Origin of the sequence: Caballeronia sp. EK (assembly GCF_014384845.1) — a bacterium.
GTDB lineage: Bacteria > Pseudomonadota > Gammaproteobacteria > Burkholderiales > Burkholderiaceae > Caballeronia > Caballeronia jiangsuensis.
The window spans coordinates 337,326-355,248 of the sequence record NZ_JACSUE010000005.1; the positions used below are offsets into that span (position 1 = coordinate 337,326).

Here is a 17,923-nt window from a genome sequence, read left to right on the forward strand (position 1 = left end):
GCCATAGTCGGCGTCAGAGCGGCCCACGTCACACTCCACGCGGGTCAGCCGTTCGCCTCGCGTCTGCTCTGCATCCGGTACTCCGTCGGAGAGATCAGAAGACGCTTGCGGAAAATCTTCGCGAGCCTGTCGCCGTTACCCATGCCGCTTCTGCGCGCGATCTTGTCGACCGGCAATTCCGAATCCGTCAGAAGCGCGCAGGTCACGGCGAGGCGCGCCTGCAACAAATAATCGGATGGCGTGATGCCCATCTCGATCTTGAAGCGGCGCAAAAAGTTGCGCTCGCTCATCGCGGCCACCTGCGCCGCATCGACGACCGAAATCGGCCGCTCACAGTTGTCCTGCAACCAGCGCGCCGCCGCGCGGATCTTGTCGCCGGCGGACGCCGCGCCGCTGTCGCCGAGAATCGACACGAGCTTCGCGGCGGAGCCGGGCATCAGACGCTCGGCCACGCTGCGCGACACGTCGATGCCCAGATCGCGCTTCACGATCAGCAGCGCGCCCTTCATGGACTCGTAGCGATCGCCCGCGTCGCCCTGCTGCTCGTCGCGCACGAGATGCATCGCGTTGTTGAAGCGCGCCTGCGAGTCCTGCGCCTGGCCGATGCCCGCGGCGTCGAGCACCTTGCGGCCCTCGGAAATCGCGCGCACGACCGTGGTCTTCGACTGCACGCGGCGCAGCCATTCGATGATGCGATCGTCCTTCGCGGCGTCGTCGGCGCCGCGGCCGCCCGCGACGAAGAGCGCGTCGAAGCCGCCGTAGTGGCGCGCGTCCAGTCCGTCCGTCCACACGCGCACCGACGACGAGCACGCCACGTTGCCGCCCTCGACGGACAGAAAGCGCACGTCGTAGCTGCAGTCCGGCCGTGACTTCGCCGACGCGAACTCGTTCGCCATGTGGAAGACCTCCGCGACGATCCCCGCGCCGAGCAGGGAAAAACCGTCGAACAGCAAAATCGCGATCTGGCGGACCTCGGTCGGCGAGGCTTTCGTCGCGGGAGGTGTCCAACCCATGACAGCGGGTTCTAGAGTGGCGTAAGGCATGGTCATCCTCTGCAGCTTTGCTTCCTGGAAGGCGCGGAAGAGTTTCTCGGCCATTGCGGCGCACCAATTGACTTTCCCGAACTTCGCCGGGTTGCCGTGACCGATTGGAACGAAGTGTTGGCGGAATCGATCCGCTGGCTTGAATAATAAGCAGACAATCTTTTTTGTGCTCTAGATTTTCGCGCTTAAACCACAGAATCTGTTCCGCTGTGAGGGTGAGCGCACATTGATATCGCTCCCCAGATTCTGGAATGCCGTTTTCAAAGCATGTATTACGGGAAATGGATTTGTCATACAAACTTTGCCGGGCGGGCTTAGCGCAATTCGATTGCCGTGCCGCCAAATCGGACATTCGCGCGGCCGCGACGCCCCGAGTGACGGCCCTGTGCGGGTCGCCACGCACTTCGGCGGCCATGTCGGATCAAAGAAATTGATTCAGATTTGAAACGTCGAGTGGACGAAAAAGCGGACGTTCGTACCGCGTGAATCGGAAAATTTCGGGTTTGCCGTTACATTTGGGAACCGGATGTAATAGATATTTCAGCCGCCTATTTAAAAGTCCGATTGGATTGGCAGTTGAATGGCGCTGATTTTCCATTAATCGTATATCAGGTAATCGAGCCATTTTAAATTAGCCCTTTCGATTTTTATTCAAGAGCATAATGCGGTGTTTTCAAAAGAGGCTGGATGCTGTGCCGCAATATGCGAATGGCGGCGTCGAACCCGCGTGCGCGCGGGACCAGGGGACTGTCCCGGTCCGCCATCGGCTAGTCTTTTTGCGGCGGCGCACGCTGTGACACTATTTGTTGAATCGTCCAATCAAACTTTTTCATTCTTCGGTCGAATGCCGCCCAATTCGCGCGCACGTTCGCAATTCGCGCGGCGACGATTTCGACATGACGAACGGGCTTGCGGATCGGTCAGGTTTGCCGCTTATGGAAATACCTGTGATGGCCGAACTCGTCAGCCTTGCTTGTTTCACTCTTGAGAATCGATGTTCCCCGTCTTCGGACGAAGCACATCGGCGCGTGCGCATGCGCACGGTCATGCGATGACGCAGGCAGCATCGTTTGCGTTGCGCACGACGACGGCTAACACGGAGCAACGATGCTGAGCAACGCGGACTTCCTGACGGTGGTGCGGCTTACGCCGCTCGTGGCGATCGACCTGATCGTCACCGACGGCAACCGGCGCATTCTCCTGGGACATCGGCGCAACCGGCCGGCGCAGGGCACGTGGTTCGTGCCGGGCGGGCGCATCACCAAGAACGAAACGCTCGACGCCGCGTTCAGGCGCATCGTCCATAACGAGCTCGGCGTCGCGAGCGCGCAGCGTTCGGCCTCGCGTTTGTTCGGCGTGTACGAGCATCTGTATGACGACAACTTCGCGGGCGCCGACGAAATCGGCACGCATTACATCGTGCTCGCGTACACGATGACGCTGAGCGGCAAAGTGCCGATCGGCCGGTTCGATCAGCACAGCGACTATCGATGGCTCCTGCCCGACGACTTGCTCGCGCTCGACGACGTGCACGAGTACACGAAGGCCTACTTCCGCTGATCCGGATCGAAAGCGCGCGCTGAAGGACAAACGGCGCGCATTGCTGCGCGCCGCCCGCCCTACCGCCAAGAACCATCGATCATCTACTGCTTCCCTTGATAACGGTACGCGAGCGTCCGTTCTTGAGCGCGCGATAACGCAAATCGCGCCGTCCGATTTAGTCAGACGACAGGCCGACTGCGAGCCTCTTCCCCGCGTACCGAGATCATCTGCCAACAGTTCGTCAATTTCGGACTCGGGGCGCGGCGACCGTTAGGCGCCGCGTATAGTGCGACCCATGTAAGCTCACTTTCCCGTTACTTACGTTCCTTCATGGACCGGGCCCGGGCAAGGCGTGACAGCGCCGGCTCCAGTCCGCACCGGAGAGAAGTCGATGGTGTACGCCAATGGTACGGGCAGGCTTCAGGTCGTGCGCGGCGTCGCGCCCGACGCGCCGCCCGCCGATATGGCCAGCTCGGAGAAGCGGATCGGCATTCTGATCTTCGAGGACTTTTCGCTCGTCGAAGTCAGTTCGATCTCCGAGGTCTTCTCGGTCGCGAATCAGGTTCGCGTGCCCGCCGACGCCGGCCAGCACGCCGAAGCGCCGAACTATTCGCTGCGGTTTTTATCGAGTGAAGGCGGCAGCGTGGCGAGCAGTTGCTCGATGCGCATCTGGACAGAAGGTCTCGAAACGCGCTGGACGAACGAATGCGACGCGCTCTTCATCGCAGGCGGCGTCGGCGCCCGGCATGCGCGCAACGACGTCGTGCTGAAAAAACGGCTTGGCCGCGTCGCGCCGAAGATTCCGTTCATCAAGGCGATCGGCGAAGGCGCACACATTCTCGCCGCCGCCAATCTCACCGTGCAGAACCGCTCGCTCGATTTCACCGGAGAGTCCGGGCATCGCGCACTTCCGTCGGCGTTGTCGAACCCGCTTTTCATCGCCGAGCAGACGCTCACCCTCGACGATCCGAAAGGGCCGATCGCGGCGGCGCTTTCGATCATCAAGCGCGATCACGGCGCCGCGCTCGCGCGTGAAGTCTCGGAGCGCTCGATCCCGGGCGCATGGCAAAAACTCGCCACCGTTCTCGACGATACCGAAGCCGGCGGCGTGCGCCAGAAGATCGATGCGGCCGCGCGCTGGATTCGCGAGAACTACGTGCGGCCGATCTCGATCACCGACGCCGCACGCGTCGCCGCGATGAGCGAGCGCAATTTCCTGCGCCGCTTCAAGGCGCAGATCGGGCTCACGCCATCGGAATACCTGCTGCGCGCGCGCCTCGATGCGAGCTGCATGTTGCTTGCCGCGACCGATCTTCCCGTCGACAAGATCGCGCGGCGTTGCGGCGCGGGCAGCGGCGACGGCCTCGCGAAGATCTTCCGCAAACGGCTGTCGATATCGCCGACCGAATACCGGCTGGCCGGCCGCCGAAAACTGGGCGACGGTTCGTAGCGCTTTCGATCGAGCCCGCGAGCCAGCCTGCCTCTAACGGACACGCATGGAATCAAAGGTACTCTGGACACTTTCGAATCTCGGCGACGCGGCTTTCTTGCTCCCGCTCGCCCTCGTCTGCGCGCTGTGGCTGCGCACCGTGGACGCGCGTCTCGCGTTGCGCTGGGCGATCCTGCTCGCGATCGGCATGGGGCTCGTCGGTCTCTCGAAGATTCTCTACGCCGGCTGCGGCCTCGAAATCGCCGCGATCCAGTTGCGCATGATCAGCGGCCACACGATGCTCGCCGCATCGATCTATACGGTCGCGGGCGGACTGCTGCTCGGCGGCTTCGGCGGCGGCTGGTATCGATTGGGCGCGGCGGGCGGACTCGCGCTCGCGGCGGCGATCGGCGCGAGCCGCATCATGCAGGACGCGCACACGCCCGCGGAAGTCGTCGCGGGCTGGGTGCTCGGTGCGATCATCGCCACGCTCTTCCTCGTGCGCGTTTTCGATCAGCCGCGCAAGATGCCGCGCGCGCTCGTCGCGGGTTGCGGGCTGCTTGCCGTGTCGTCGATCGCCTACGGCCATCACGCGCCGTTTCAACGCATGATCGAACACTACTCGGGGTGGCTCTGCCAGGGGCTCGGGATCTGATCTCATCGCCTGTCCGGTCGAGGCGATCCCAAGTATGATCGTCGCTTGAAAACTCACGCTCTCCTTTCGCGCGCGCCCTTGCCGGCGCGCGATCACGTTTCCGGAACCCGAGCATGGACCGCTTTCTTGCAATGAAAGTCTTCGCGCGGGTCGTCGAGGCGGGCAGTTTCTCCAAAGCCGCCGACGCCCTGCGCCTGCCGCCCGCGAGCGTCTCGCGCACGCTCCAGGCGCTCGAAGCGCATCTCGGCGCGCGCCTCATCAACCGCACGACGCGCAGCATCAGCATCACCGAGGACGGCGAAGCCTATTACGAGCGCTGCGTGCGCGTGCTGGGCGAAGTGGACGACATGGAAGCGTCGCTCTCGCACTCGAAGCTGAGTCCCAAGGGCAACGTCAAAGTAAGCCTGCCGACGGTGATGGCGAAGAACACGATCATTCCCGCGCTGCCGGAATTCTTCGCGGCGTATCCGGATATCGGCGTCGAGTTGCTGCTCACGGACCGGCAAGTCGATCTCGTCGAGGAAGCGGTCGATTGCGTCGTGCGCGTAGGCGCGGTCGGCGATGTCGGGCTGGTCGCGAAACGCGTCGGCGCTTATACGCAGATCACGTGCGCGTCGCCGGGATACATCGAAAAGCACGGCGAGCCGGTGTCGCTCGATGACCTAGAGGAGCACCTCGCCGTCGGCTATGTGCTCAACAACTCGGGCCGCGTGCGCAACTGGGAATTCGTCGTGGATGGCGAAACGCGCATCGTCGCGATGAAGCACAAGATCGCCGTGAACGATGGCGACTCGTACATCGCCGCGGGCGTGACGGGACTCGGCCTGATCCAGAGTTCGAGCTATACGCTCGATCCGCTCATCAGAAGCGGCGCGCTCAGGGAAGTGCTGAAAGAGTATCCGTCGTATCCGCGTGTGGTGTCGGTGCTCTATGCGTCGAATCGCCATCAGCCGCGCCGCGTGCGCGTGTTCATCGACTGGGTCGCGGAGCTGTATGGGCGGCTGCCGTCGTTTCAGGTGAGCGGCAAGCCGAACTCGAACTGAGCGATGCGTCGCGCGCGAACGGCATCGCGCGCCAGTCGTAGTCGCGATACGCGCGTTGGAGCGCGTCCAGATCGGCGGGGCGCGCGCTCGCGTGAATGCCTTGCAGATGCGGCAAGGCGAATTCGACCGCGACGCAGTTGGCGTAATCCCGCGCGCGCATGAAGGCGGGAATCGTCGTGAAGAACGCGGTCGTCGGAACGTCGAAGCCGGCCGCGATATGCAGCGCCGCCGAATCCGCCGTGACCAGATAGCGCGCGTGTCCGATCCACGCGAGGAAATCGTCCGTGTCGATGCAAAGCGGCGCGATATCCCGATAACGCGGATGATCCACCGCGCCGAAGCCCAGCACCGGCAAGCCGGTTTCGTCCGCGAGCCGCGCGACGATGCGCGCGCGCACCGACGCCGGAATGCTGCGCACCGGCGTGCTCGCGTCCGGACAGAAGAGCGCGTAGGGCTCGCTCTCGATGGCTCTCAGCGGCACATCGGCAAGCCACCGATTGCGCTTGTCGCCAGCGGCGATGTTCTCGGGCGCGACACCCATCGCCCACAGGAAGAAATCGATCATCGGCATCGAAGCGAAGCGCGGCCAGAAAAGCTGATTGCCGATGTCGATCCTGAGTCCGTTCGCGGGCAGGCTCGCGAGCGGCACGGGCAGATCGACGATATCGCCGAACCCCGGCGCGGCGAGCGCGTAGAGACGCTGAACGTAGCGCGGCGCGCGCGCCGGACGATAGATCGTGAACCGAAGATGCGGATGACGGCGCTTCACCGCGAAGAGCGCCGATAGCCCGATGACGGAATCGCCGAGCGTGACGCCGAATGCGTTGACGAGGTGCACGTGGCGCGCACGCGCGTAGTCCGCATCGAAGGCTTCTCGGCCCGCGTTCAAAATATCGGCGGGCAGGTCCGCAAAACCGGATGCGTCGGCGTGCGCGACTTCTAGATCGTACGGTGCGACGATCTCGCCGCCCGGCGACAACAGCGAGCCCGCGTGGGTCAGCGCATGAACATCGTCGAGCGTCGTCATGCGTGACCGTGCGCGTCAGCCCGCCGCGCCGCGCTCGCGCGCCGTCGGCACGGCCGTGACGCTCTGCAGGACGGGCAGCGTCGCCGTCTGATACTCCGGCACCCAGCGGCGCAGGTCGCGGCGTACTTCCTCGTCGGAGAGCACGCGATGCTGCATGAGCCACGGCAGCAACGCGTCGATGAAATCGTTCGGCACGCCACGCGCCTGCGCGATGCGCAGTTTCGGATGCGGCGTGCGCGTGGTGGTTTCGTCGTCGGCGAGCAGTTCCTCGTAGAGCTTCTCGCCGGGACGCAGGCCCGTGAACACGATGCGGATCTGCTCTTCCGAGAAACCGTAGAGACGAATCAGGTCGCGCGCGAGATCGACGATCTTCACGGGCTGGCCCATGTCGAGAATGAAGATTTCGCCGCCGCGCCCCATGCTCGACGCCTGCAACACGAGTTGCGCGGCTTCCGGGATCGTCATGAAGAAGCGCGTGATTTCCGGATGCGTGACGGTCACCGGGCCGCCTTTCGAGATCTGTTGCTGGAACTTCGGAATCACGCTGCCCGCGCTGCCGAGCACGTTGCCGAAGCGCACCGTCTCGAACTGCGTGCGCGGCGCGGATTGCTGCAACGCCTGACACGTCATTTCGGCGAGACGCTTGCTCGCGCCCATCACGTTGGTCGGGTTGACGGCCTTGTCGGTGGAGATCAGCACGAAGTGGCGCACGTCGTGGCGCATCGCCGCGCGCGCGACGCGCAGCGTGCCGAGCACGTTGTTGCGCACCGCCTGCCACGCGTTCTGCTCTTCCATCAGCGGGACGTGCTTGTACGCGGCCGCGTGGAACACGATGTGCGGCGTGAAGCGCGCCATCGTCTGATCGAGCAGCAGCGAGTCCTTCGCGTCGCCGACGACCGGAATCACCGAGCATTCCGGAAAACGCTCGTGCAGTTCCTCGATGAGGCGATACATCGCGTACTCGGAAAGATCATAGGCGACCAGTTGCGCGGGCGAGAAACGCAGAATCTGACGACACAGTTCCGAGCCGATCGAACCGCCCGCGCCTGTCACCATCACGACGCGTCCGTGCAGCAGTTGTTCGACGTGCGGCATGTCGATCTTCACCGGCTCGCGGCCGAGCAGGTCTTCGAGGTCGATCTGGCGCACGCGCGACAGGAAGTTGCCCTCGCCCGCCGTCAGCTGGCTGAGCGCGGGCAGCACCATCACCTTGACCCCGGCGCGCACGCACAGCGTGGCGACGCGCCGCTGTTCCTCGACCGACGCCGACGGAATCGCGATGATCACGTAATCCGTCTTGAACTGCTCGGCGAAGCGTGGCAGCTCGCTGAACGAACCGAGCACCTTGTGGCCGAGCACTTCGCGTCCGCGCTTGGCGGGATCGTCGTCGAGCAGGCCGACCAGGCGCCATTCGCTGGAACGCGCCAGTTCGCGCGCGAGCATCGCGCCCGCCGTGCCCGCGCCGAGCACGATCACGGGCTTGCCCTGCCCGACGAGGCCGCCGTACAGATAGAACTCCTTGCCCGCGCGATAGAGAGCGCGCGCGCCGCCCATCGACAGGAAGAGCAGGAGCGGCGAAACGATGAGCACCGAGCGGGGAATGATCGGAATCGGCTGCGACATCACCGCGCCCACCATCACGACGAGCGCGCCCACGATGATGGACTTGGAGATGCGCATCAGATCGGGCAGGCTCGCGAACACCCACATGCCGCGATAAAGGCCGAAGACGCGGAACACGACGGCGTAGACCGGCACGACCCAGACGAGCGCGGCGAGCGCGCCCTGGCGGAAGTCATGGGGAATCGCGCCGTTGAAGCGCAACAGATATGCAATGAGCCAGGATCCGACGACGGCCACGAGATCGAAGCCGAACGCCCCCGCCGATAGCCATGTAGCTTTTATTCGATTCATCAGCTTGGACCCTCAAGATTGTCCGGAATGGCGGGCCTCATGACGCCGCCAATGCGCGTCGACCACCGCGCCCGCTGCCACAACCACGACTGCCCAGCCCGCAACTGCCGCCCACTGCCCCGCGAAAGAGAACCGCAGCGCCCAGTTTGCGAGCATTATGCCCGCCAGCATGAGCAGATACCACGTGATTGCGGTGCGCGCATGCCCCAATCCGAGGCGCACCATGCGCTGATAGTAATGCTCCCGGTGGGCCTGCCAAAATTTTTCGCCGCGCGCGAGGCGGCGCAACAGCGTGACTGTGGCGTCCGCGATGAACGGCGAAAACACGAGCGCCGGAAACCAGACCGGCCATGCGCCTCGTTGCCAGCCCCAATAACCGAGCGCGCCCGCGAGAAACCCTAACGGAATAGACCCGGCATCGCCCAGAAAAATCCGGGCCGGATGGAAATTGAGGGTCAGGAATCCGGCCGCCGCGCCTGCGATAGCGAGGCTCGCGAGGCCGAGATCGGCTTGCGGCGCGGGTCCGGCGAGCGCCGCGAGCGCGTAGCCGCCGAAGCCGAACAGCGCCATGCCGCCCGCGAGTCCGTCCGAGCCGTCCATGAAGTTGTAGAGATTCACCAGCCACAGCATCAGAAAGCCGACGAGCGCGAGCGCCCACCACGGCACGTCCGCCGGATGCACGACGATGACGAGCGCCACCGCGACGATGTGCGCCGCGAACCGCACGCGCGCGGGCAGCCCGCGGCGATCGTCGATCTGCGATACGGCGGCGAGAAAGACGGCGCAGGCCGCGACCAGCCACATCGACGGCGCCGCGACGATGAGCGCGACCACGGCGACCGGCACGATGCCCCAGCCGCCGACGCGCGGCGTGGGCCGTTCGTGCAACGAGCGTTCGTTGGGGATATCGGTGGCGAGCCGCCACGCGAGGCCGGTGCGAATGAGCGTCCGCAGAATCAGCGCGCACGCGGCGAAGGCCAATACCGCCACCGCCATCGCGGCCAGCAGCGGCGAAGCTTCAAAATACGAATGCAGCATGCAATGTTATTGAGTTATCGACCCCGAAGCATACGCGAACGACCGCCGGGTTTTAGTTTTAAATATATGAAAAATAAGGAAAATCGCCTCGACGATATCTGTCAGGCGTCTTGCAATGCCTGCGTCGAAGCAGCGCGTATTTTAACGTTCGCGGCTGGCCTTTTCGGCGGCGCGAGACCGGTTATCGCCCGCGCGTCGAACGAAACCACGCGGCCGTGGCGGCCAGGCCTTCGTCGAGCGTTTGCGGCGCGTTCCAGCCGAGCGTGTCGCGGATGCGGCGCGAATCGACCCGCAGGCTGCCGGTCAGCCGATCGATCTGCGCAGTCTTGCCGGCAACGCGCGCGACGCCGCGCAAGAGTCCGGCCGGCACCGGCACGAGCCGCGCGGGCTTGCCGAGATGCTCGCCGAGCTTGCGCGCGAGTTCGGCGACGCTCGGATCGTAGCCGTCGGTCACATGGAACAGGCGTCCAGCGGCGGCCGGATTGAGCGCGCATTCGATGGTCGCGCTCGCCAGATTGTCGACGGAGACGAGACTGCGGCGCGCATCGATCGCGCCGAGCGGCAACGGCATGCCGCGTGCGATCGCGCGCATCATCGCGAGGAAGTTGGCGCGCACGCCGGGACCGTAGACGAGCGGCGGCCGCACGATCGCGACCTCCAGTCCCGTACGGCTGCCGAATTCGAGCAGTGTCACTTCGGCTTCCGCCTTCGAGACGCCATAGGCATCGGGCGGATTGCGCTCGTCGTCCTCGGTGAACGGGCGGCCCGGATCGCATTCGCCGAGCGCCTTGATGCTGCTCATCAACACGAAACGCGTGACGCCCGCGCGCCGCGCGGCTTCGGCGGCGGCGAGGGTGCCCTCGACATTGGTCGCGCGGTACGCGTTCAGCAGCGCCTCGGCGTTCTTGTGCGCAGCGTCGGTCATCACATGAACGCGCGCGGCGAGGTGAATCACCGCATCGCAGCCAGCGAACGCGTCGGGCGCGATCGATTCGAGGCTGTCGATATGCCGGATGTCGACGCCCGGCTCGCACTGCGCGTCATGCCGCACGAGTCCTGTCGCGCCGATGCCGCGCGCGAGCAGCCCACGGCTCACCGCACGGCCGACGAAGCCGTTGGCGCCGGTGATCGCGATACGTCGGCCGGTATCGCTCACAGCCACTTCCAGCCGAAGCGGTTGAAAAACCGGTACGCCGACGTGACGAAGAGCTTGATGTGCACGGAGCCCTTCTTCGCCGCGCCGCCGCCGTGATGCAGGATGCGCACCGACGGCACATAGGCGATGCGCGCGACGCGGCGCGTGCGCAGGCTCAGGTCGTAGTCCTCGAAATAGAGAAAATAGCGCGGATCGAAGCCGCCGAGCGATTCGAGCACGTCGGTGCGAAAGAGCATGAAGCAGCCGCTCACGATCGGCGGATCCCACACGATGTTCGTCTCGCCGATGACATCGCGCATCTCGTAGCGCGCGAGGCGTCCCGCGAACGGTTTGCGCAGCGCGGACGGCAGGAAGCCGCGCACGAAGAGATCGAGCACGGTCGGATAGCGGCGGCAGAGAAACTGCTGACGGCCGTCGTCACCGCCGATCCACGGCGCGAGCAGGCCCGTTTCGGGCGAATCGCGCAGGAAGGCGAGCGCGCGGCGCAGGCCGTCCGCATTGAGTTCGACGTCGGGGTTCAGGATCAGGTGATAGCGGCTGTTGGCGCGCGCAATCGCGAGATTGTGGCCGCGCCCGTAGCCGACGTTCCCGTGCCCTTTCAGCACCACGGTGTCGAATTCGGCATCGGACGGGGTCGGCAGATCGGCGAGTTCGCCTGGATTGCCGTTGTCGATCAGATACAGACACGGGCGCCCGGCGACGTCGTGCAACTGCGCGAGCGCGCTTTCGAGCGTTTCGATGGTGCGTGCGAGCAGCGCGGTATCGGGCCGGTAGACGACGATGGAGATGCTGAGGGTGATCGGTGATGCGTTCGCGTTCATCGGACAGAGGGGGTGTCCGCGCCACGAAAGGAAAACGGACCGCATCGACGAGTGGAAGACGCCAAGATTGTGCTCAATGTGGGTGTTTTCGGCAACCGCGCGGCATGACACACAGCGAGGCAAGTCGAATTTTTCTTGTTACAGATTGTGCTAAATTCCGCGAGCACGTGATGGATTCTGCCGCGTCTTTCGTTTGTTTCGGACTGGACGCGCTGTGGGCTTAACCGATCACCTGACGTGAATTGTATGAACAAGCCCATTGTCGTCGATCTGGACGGAACGCTGATCCACTCCGACATTCTCGTCGAGAGCGGATTCGCCTTCCTGAGATCGTTTCCGCAGAGATTCTATAAGCCGCTGCAATGGCTCTCGAGTGGCGGCAAGCCCGCACTGAAGTCGCGGCTCGCTGAACATGTGAGCATCGACGTCACGACGCTACCCTACAACACGCAGGTCGTGAACTGGCTGCGGGAGATGCGCGCCGCGGGCCGCACGATCGCGCTCGCCACGGCGAGCCATGAGACGTTCGCGCAGCGGATCGCGGAGCATCTCGGCATCTTCGATCGCGTGTTCGCCACCGACGAGCACGTGAACCTTTCCTCGCATCGCAAGCGCGACCGGCTCGTCGCGGAGTATGGCGAGAAGGGTTTCGACTATGTCGGCAATTCGCACGACGACATCGCCGTCTGGGCCGCCGCCGATCGCGCGTACGTGGTCAATCCGCACGCGGGCGTGATGCGCGCGGCGTCGAAACACGACAACATCGAACAGGTTTTCGAGAATCGCCAGCCGACGCTCAGGGTCTGGGCGAAGTCGTTGCGTCTGCATCAGTGGCTGAAGAACGTGCTGATTTTCGTACCGCTGCTGGCAGGGCATCAGTTGAAGTCGCCGACTGCGATCGGCTTCGCGGTGCTCGCGTTCTTCGCGTTCGGCCTGTGCGCGTCGAGCGTGTATCTGCTCAACGATCTGCTCGATCTGCAGGACGACCGCCAGCATCCGGTGAAGCGCAAGCGCCCGCTCGCCGCCGGCACGATGCCGCTCGCGTGGGGCGTGGCGCTCTGCCCTGTCCTGCTCGCCGCCGCGTTCTCGATCGCGCTCACGTTCCTGTCGTGGAAGTTCAACGCGGCCCTGATCGGCTACTACGTGCTGACGCTCGCCTATTCGCTCGCGCTCAAGCGTCAGGTGATGATCGATGTCGTCGTGCTCGCCGCGCTCTACACGACGCGCATCGTCGCCGGGGCCGCGGCGATCCACGTGCCGCTTACTTTCTGGCTGCTGGCTTTTTCGATGTTCGCGTTCCTGAGCCTCGCGCTCGTGAAGCGCTACACCGAGCTTCACGCGATGATGAAGGCCGGCCGCGACAGCGCCCGCGGGCGCGGCTATCTGGCAAGCGATCTCTCGATCGTGTCGTCGCTCGGGACGTCGTCGGGCTATATCTCGGTGCTCGTGCTCGCGCTGTATATCCAGGACGAGCGCACCACGATGCTTTACCGGCATCCGCAATTCATCTGGATGGTTTGTCCGCTGATGCTCTACTGGTTCAGCCGGACATGGGTCATCACGCATCGCGGCAGAATGAACGACGATCCGATCGTGTTCGCGGCGCGCGATCGCATGAGCCTGCTCGTCGTCGCGCTGTGCGGCGTCGCGTTCTGGCTCGCGATCTGACCCATGAGCGATCTGCTCTCCTGGGGCCGCTACCCGCATCTGCCGCAGACGGCGCACGCCGCGCACTGGCGCGACGAAGCGCAGACGCGCTGGCACGACGTGCAGAGCGCGCACGGCACGACGCTCGCATTCGGCAATGGCCGCAGTTACGGCGACGTCTGCCTCGCCAGTTCGAATCATGTGTTCCAGACGCTCGCGCTCGATCGCATCATCAGCGCCGACTGGACGCGCGGAATCGTGCGCGCGGAGCCAGGCATCACGTTCGAGCAGATTCTCGCGATCGCGGTGCCGCGCGGCTGGATGCTGCCGGTCACGCCGGGCACCAAGTACGTGACGCTGGGCGGCGCCATCGCCAACGACGTGCACGGCAAGAACCATCACGTGCGCGGCACGTTCGGGCGGCATGTGCGCGCGTTCGGCCTCGCGCGCAGCGACGGCACGCTGGTCGAATGCTCGCCCGAATCGAACACCGAACTCTTCAGCGCGACGATCGGCGGCCTCGGGCTCACCGGTCTCATCCTGTGGGCCGAGTTCTCGTTGATGCCGATTCGCACGAGTCTCATCGACGTGACGAGCATCCGCTTCGGCAAGCTCGACGAGTTCTTCGATCTATCGGAGGAGTACGACGCGAAGCATGAATACTGCGTCGCGTGGGTCGATTGCGCGAGCCGCGGGCCTGCGCTCGGACGCGGCATTTTCATGGCGGGCGATCATGCGATTCACGGCTCGCTCGATGTCGAGGAACGCAACAAGCGCCGCGTGCCGTTCACGCCGCCCGTGTCGCTCATCAACGGCCTCACGCTGCGCGCGTTCAACGAACTGTATTACCGCAAGCAGCGCAAGCCGATCGAGCTTTCGCGCGTCGGCTATGACGGATATTTCTATCCGCTCGACAGCCTGCTCGAATGGAATCGCATCTACGGGCCGTCGGGATTTCAGCAGTATCAGTGCGTCGTGCCGGCGGCGAGCGCGCGCGATGCGGTCCGCGCGATGCTCGATCGCATTTCATCGAGCGGCACGGGTTCGTTTCTCGCGGTGCTCAAGCGTTGCGGAGACATTTCATCGCCGGGACTATTGTCGTTTCCGATGGAAGGCACCTCGCTCGCGCTCGACTTTCCGCAGCACGAAATGCGCAACTCGTCACTCTTCGGCGCGCTCGACACGATCGTGCGCGAAGCCGGCGGACGCATCTATCCGGCCAAGGACGCGCACATGTCGGGCGCCGATTTTCGCGCCGCCTATCCTCGATGGCAGCAACTCGAATCGCTCCGCGATCCGACGATGCTGTCGCATTTCTGGAAACGAATGACCGGCCTATGAAGAACATCGTCATCGTGGGCGCCACGTCCGCCATTGCCATCGCCTGCGCGCGCGAATGGGCGACCAAAGGCGCGCGCTTCTTTCTCGTCGCGCGCAATCAGGAGCGCATGGAGCAGGTCGCCGCCGATCTGACCGCGCGCGGCGCTGCTTCGGCGACTGTGCATCGGCTCGATATCGACAAGCTCGACGATCACGCCGCGATGCTCGCCGACTGCGCCGCAAAGATGGATTCGATCGATATCGTGCTGGTCGCGTCGGGTACGCTGCCGGATCAGGCCGCTTGCCAGAGCGATCCTGCCGTCGCGGTGCGGGAGTTTCATACCAATGCGCTCTCGCTTATCGCGCTGCTCACGCCGATCGCCAATCGGCTCGAAGCGCAGCGGCATGGCACGCTCGCGGTGATTTCGTCGGTGGCGGGCGATCGCGGGCGGCCGTCGAACTATCTTTATGGCAGCGCGAAGGCCGCGCTACAGGCGTTTCTCGAAGGCTTGCGCGCGCGGCTTTTCAAGGTGGGCGTGCATGTGGTCGATATCAAGCCCGGCTTCGTCGCCACGCCGATGACCGCGGGTCTGCCGCTGCCGGGACCGCTCGTCGCGACGCCGGAGAAGGTCGCGAAGGATATCGTGCGCGGGATCGAGAGGAAGAAGGACGTGCTTTATACGCCGTGGTTCTGGTGGGGCATCATGCTGATCATTCGCAATGTGCCTCGTTTTGTGTTTAAGCGGGCTTCGCTTTAGGTCAGGCGAAGGTGCGGAAGACGTAGCGCTTGTCGAGGCGGTACTTGATCACGTAGCCGATCGCCAAGCCGATGCACGCACCGATGTAGCGCGCCTCCGCCGTTCCGAAAATGTGGTTGAAGCCGAATTCCACGCCCCAGAAGATTGCGGTCGTGACGAGGCCCATCGTCACGTAAAGCGTGAACATGGTCGCGTCGTGGCGCGCGCTTTCGGCCTTGAAGCGGAAGATCCATTTCTTGTCGAGCACGTATTTCACGACGAGACCGACGCCCGTGCCGATGAATACCGAGAGCAGGATGTGCCACGGGCCAGTGTAGAGGCGCGTGGTGAGGTCCTGCGCGCCGATGTTGGCGGCAGTCGCGATGGCGGCGAAGAAGGTGTAGAGCAGGGCGAGTTGCATGGTCAGGGACCGGGATAGCTATTTGAACGCGCCTCACTTCTCGCACGATGACCCGAGCCGAAGGGAAAGGTAGTTCGATGTTGGGACCGGAGCAATATACATTCTTGTCGAGTCCAAGTCCTTTCGTGACGGCCAAAACGTTATCTGCCAGCTACGAGACCAGATCAATGAATCTGCGGCCATTGTTCCCGCATATGCGTCAGCGGCGCGTGCGGCAGTCGAATGCATTACCACGTTGAGCACCGTTTGGAACAGCGGAAATAATGTACGTCGATGCAGCCGTCTGATGATGCGCAAGGTTTCCCCCTTCACTCGAGATGCCTCGCGAAGCGATCGATCGAACTGATCAGTAAAGGCCAGCGAAGTAACCCGAGCTGAATAATTCCCGTATGCGGACGCACTTAGAACCCTTAACAGAATGAACGAAGGGGCTGCTAACTCTCGATGAATGGTGCGAACCTTTTCATTGTTCCAACGACGCCAGCAGGAGCAAACATAACCCGACGTATGAACCGATGTAGCAGGCGAATTCGTCGACACGTCCGCATGTGGCAAGCGCTCGAATGCTTAAATGGACCGATCCAAATTTCGTCCGACCAGACCCATTCGATGAATCATCTTACGGAAGTGAGCAACGCCGCGGCCTTCGGATGTAGTCAGCCCCCAAAACATTCACTGGACCGGCGTCCAGACTCCTATGCCCCCGACGTCAGCACGCGCCTTTGATCGCTTGAAGCGACTTTCATATATCATCGAATAGTTGCAACGTGGGAAGCACAAGACTTCAAATTCGTAGGACAAGCAACTTCTACCGTCGCCTCCTTCCCGAGGGCGCGGTGGGTGCCCCAATACGAGCAATCGGCGCGGACGAAGACAAATTTGGGTTTAAAGTAGATGGATCGGCGACACAACGAGAGAGCATCCATATGCGAATCCCTTTCGGAATTCATCGACGCATCCCGAGAGTGCGGAAAGTTCTTGAACTACTGGCGCAAACCACCGCCGAGCGTGACGGCCTGCGCAGCGCCCAATGCGCTTTGGAGCAGCATGTTCGAGAACTGACAAAAAGGTGTGAAGCCGATACTTCACAAGTTGCCGAACTACGTGATAGGAACGCGGCGCTCACAAAGTCGCTCGTCGAACGGGAGGGCGGACCGTACCCTCTTCTTTTTGGAAGCGCCGACCCCAGTATGGGAGATACCGCGCGTCGAATGTGGTCGCTCATGCGCCCTATGGACGTCGTGGGGAGGCAACTGATCCGAAAAGGTCGTCCCCACGACGGCGGATACATGATGGTCGATCACAACCTTCACAACGTTGTCGCCTATTCACTGGGCATCAATGACGACGTTTCGTGGGATCTCGACATGGCAGCGATCGGGTGTCACATCTATCAATACGATCACACTATTTCCAGGCTTCCCGTCGAGCATCCCAACTTTCATTGGTCCAAAAAGGGCATCGCAGCAAAACCGACAGATGACGGCCTACTGGATCGCCTGGACGGTCTGATTGAAGCAAACGGACACACAGGCCGCGAGGACCTGATCCTCAAAATGGACATCGAGGGATTCGAATGGGAGACGTTCGAGTCGATGAGCGAGTCGACGCAGCTTCAGTTCTCGCAGATTGTTCTCGAAGTGCACATGCTCGTACTAGGCGGGCCTGAGCGGCAGACGAGAATCGCTCGCGTCCTTGAGAAGCTCTACCGGACGCACCAGCCTGTCCATGTGCATGCAAACAACCATGGGTACATTGGAATCGTCGGTGGTGTCATGATGCCCGACACGATGGAGCTTACATACGTTCGCCGTGCAGATCACCAATTCACACTTTGTCACCGCATCTTTCCTAGCGAATTTGACATGCGATGTAGGCCCGACGTGCCCGATTTCTTCCTTGGCTGCCTTGGCGCGCTCCCCGAGCCAGAGCTTGAGGAAAAGTGCGTTACTGCCTGACGCGTCAATGAATCCGTGGCAGTTGCGATTCCGGTGTCGACCCTCGTTTATCGATGAATCGAATCACCCGGCATCGGCGTGAGACGGCCGTAATCGAACGGCGTTCGGATCCCAGTGTAACGGCCAACAAATGCTCAGCTACAAATGATTTCCTTTCCCTGACAAGGCAGCG

General features: G+C 63.1%; 15 protein-coding genes. 8 read left to right on the plus strand and 7 right to left on the minus strand.

The features are described 5' to 3' along the window. Positions 1–44 precede the first annotated feature (44 nt). Positions 45–1,043 (minus strand): GlxA family transcriptional regulator, encoded by a 999-nt coding sequence (locus tag IAG25_RS17100; RefSeq protein WP_035500959.1) that lies wholly within the window; start codon positions 1,041–1,043, stop codon positions 45–47. 1,107 nt (positions 1,044–2,150) lie between these two features. On the opposite strand from IAG25_RS17100, the gene IAG25_RS17105 reads away from it, so the two are divergent. The 4 genes from IAG25_RS17105 (at position 2,151) to IAG25_RS17120 (ending at position 5,712) form a co-directional block, all read left to right on the plus strand. After that, complete coding sequence (locus IAG25_RS17105) at positions 2,151–2,603, plus strand: GDP-mannose mannosyl hydrolase (RefSeq protein WP_187605904.1); 453 nt, start codon at positions 2,151–2,153, stop codon at positions 2,601–2,603. 373 nt (positions 2,604–2,976) lie between these two features. Next, the gene (locus IAG25_RS17110) at positions 2,977–4,035 is read left to right on the plus strand and encodes a GlxA family transcriptional regulator (RefSeq protein ID WP_187605905.1); all 1,059 of its coding nucleotides are present in this window, start codon (positions 2,977–2,979) and stop codon (positions 4,033–4,035) included. A 46-nt stretch (positions 4,036–4,081) separates the two neighbouring features. Next, on the plus strand, positions 4,082–4,669 hold the full coding sequence (locus tag IAG25_RS17115; RefSeq protein WP_187605906.1) for a phosphatase PAP2 family protein: 588 nt from the start codon (positions 4,082–4,084) through the stop codon (positions 4,667–4,669). Between the two features lie 113 nt (positions 4,670–4,782). After that, positions 4,783–5,712: a LysR family transcriptional regulator gene (locus IAG25_RS17120; protein WP_187605907.1), complete on the plus strand. Its 930-nt coding sequence runs from the start codon at positions 4,783–4,785 to the stop codon at positions 5,710–5,712. On the opposite strand, the gene IAG25_RS17125 is transcribed toward IAG25_RS17120, so the two are convergent. The 5 genes from IAG25_RS17125 to IAG25_RS17145 form a co-directional block, all read right to left on the minus strand. Next, positions 5,639–6,739: an ADP-heptose--LPS heptosyltransferase gene (locus IAG25_RS17125; protein WP_187605908.1), complete on the minus strand. Its 1,101-nt coding sequence runs from the start codon at positions 6,737–6,739 to the stop codon at positions 5,639–5,641. The two genes, IAG25_RS17120 and IAG25_RS17125, sit on opposite strands and share 74 nt — an antisense overlap. Positions 6,740–6,754: 15 nt before the next feature. Continuing rightward, entirely contained in the window at positions 6,755–8,653 is a 1,899-nt protein-coding gene (locus tag IAG25_RS17130) for a polysaccharide biosynthesis protein (RefSeq protein ID WP_187605909.1), read from the minus strand. Between the two features lie 12 nt (positions 8,654–8,665). Further along, complete coding sequence (locus IAG25_RS17135) at positions 8,666–9,691, minus strand: MraY family glycosyltransferase (protein ID WP_187605910.1); 1,026 nt, start codon at positions 9,689–9,691, stop codon at positions 8,666–8,668. A 181-nt stretch (positions 9,692–9,872) separates the two neighbouring features. Continuing rightward, a complete protein-coding gene (locus IAG25_RS17140; RefSeq protein ID WP_187605911.1) occupies positions 9,873–10,847 on the minus strand; it encodes a UDP-glucose 4-epimerase family protein in 975 nt (324 codons plus the stop codon). Then, complete coding sequence (locus IAG25_RS17145; RefSeq protein WP_187605912.1) at positions 10,844–11,668, minus strand: glycosyltransferase family 2 protein; 825 nt, start codon at positions 11,666–11,668, stop codon at positions 10,844–10,846. The genes IAG25_RS17140 and IAG25_RS17145 overlap by 4 nt, the downstream gene beginning before the upstream one ends. Before the next feature lie 246 nt (positions 11,669–11,914). On the opposite strand from IAG25_RS17145, the gene IAG25_RS17150 reads away from it, so the two are divergent. Genes IAG25_RS17150 through IAG25_RS17160 form a run of 3 tightly spaced genes read left to right on the plus strand, consistent with a single transcriptional unit; the run spans position 11,915 to position 15,393 of the window. Continuing rightward, positions 11,915–13,336 carry a UbiA family prenyltransferase gene (locus tag IAG25_RS17150; RefSeq protein WP_187605913.1) on the plus strand — a complete coding sequence of 474 codons (1,422 nt, stop codon included), beginning with the start codon at positions 11,915–11,917 and terminating at the stop codon, positions 13,334–13,336. Positions 13,337–13,339: 3 nt separating this feature from the next. Then, positions 13,340–14,656 (plus strand): FAD-binding protein, encoded by a 1,317-nt coding sequence (locus IAG25_RS17155; protein WP_187605914.1) that lies wholly within the window; start codon positions 13,340–13,342, stop codon positions 14,654–14,656. Next, positions 14,653–15,393 (plus strand): SDR family oxidoreductase, encoded by a 741-nt coding sequence (locus IAG25_RS17160; protein WP_187605915.1) that lies wholly within the window; start codon positions 14,653–14,655, stop codon positions 15,391–15,393. The genes IAG25_RS17155 and IAG25_RS17160 overlap by 4 nt, the downstream gene beginning before the upstream one ends. Before the next feature lies 1 nt (position 15,394). On the opposite strand, the gene IAG25_RS17165 is transcribed toward IAG25_RS17160, so the two are convergent. Then, on the minus strand, positions 15,395–15,793 hold the full coding sequence (locus IAG25_RS17165; RefSeq protein WP_187605916.1) for a GtrA family protein: 399 nt from the start codon (positions 15,791–15,793) through the stop codon (positions 15,395–15,397). 926 nt (positions 15,794–16,719) lie between these two features. Here IAG25_RS17165 and IAG25_RS17170 point away from each other — a divergent pair. Then, a complete protein-coding gene (locus tag IAG25_RS17170) occupies positions 16,720–17,751 on the plus strand; it encodes an FkbM family methyltransferase (protein ID WP_187605917.1) in 1,032 nt (343 codons plus the stop codon). The last annotated feature ends 172 nt before the right edge of the window (positions 17,752–17,923 follow it).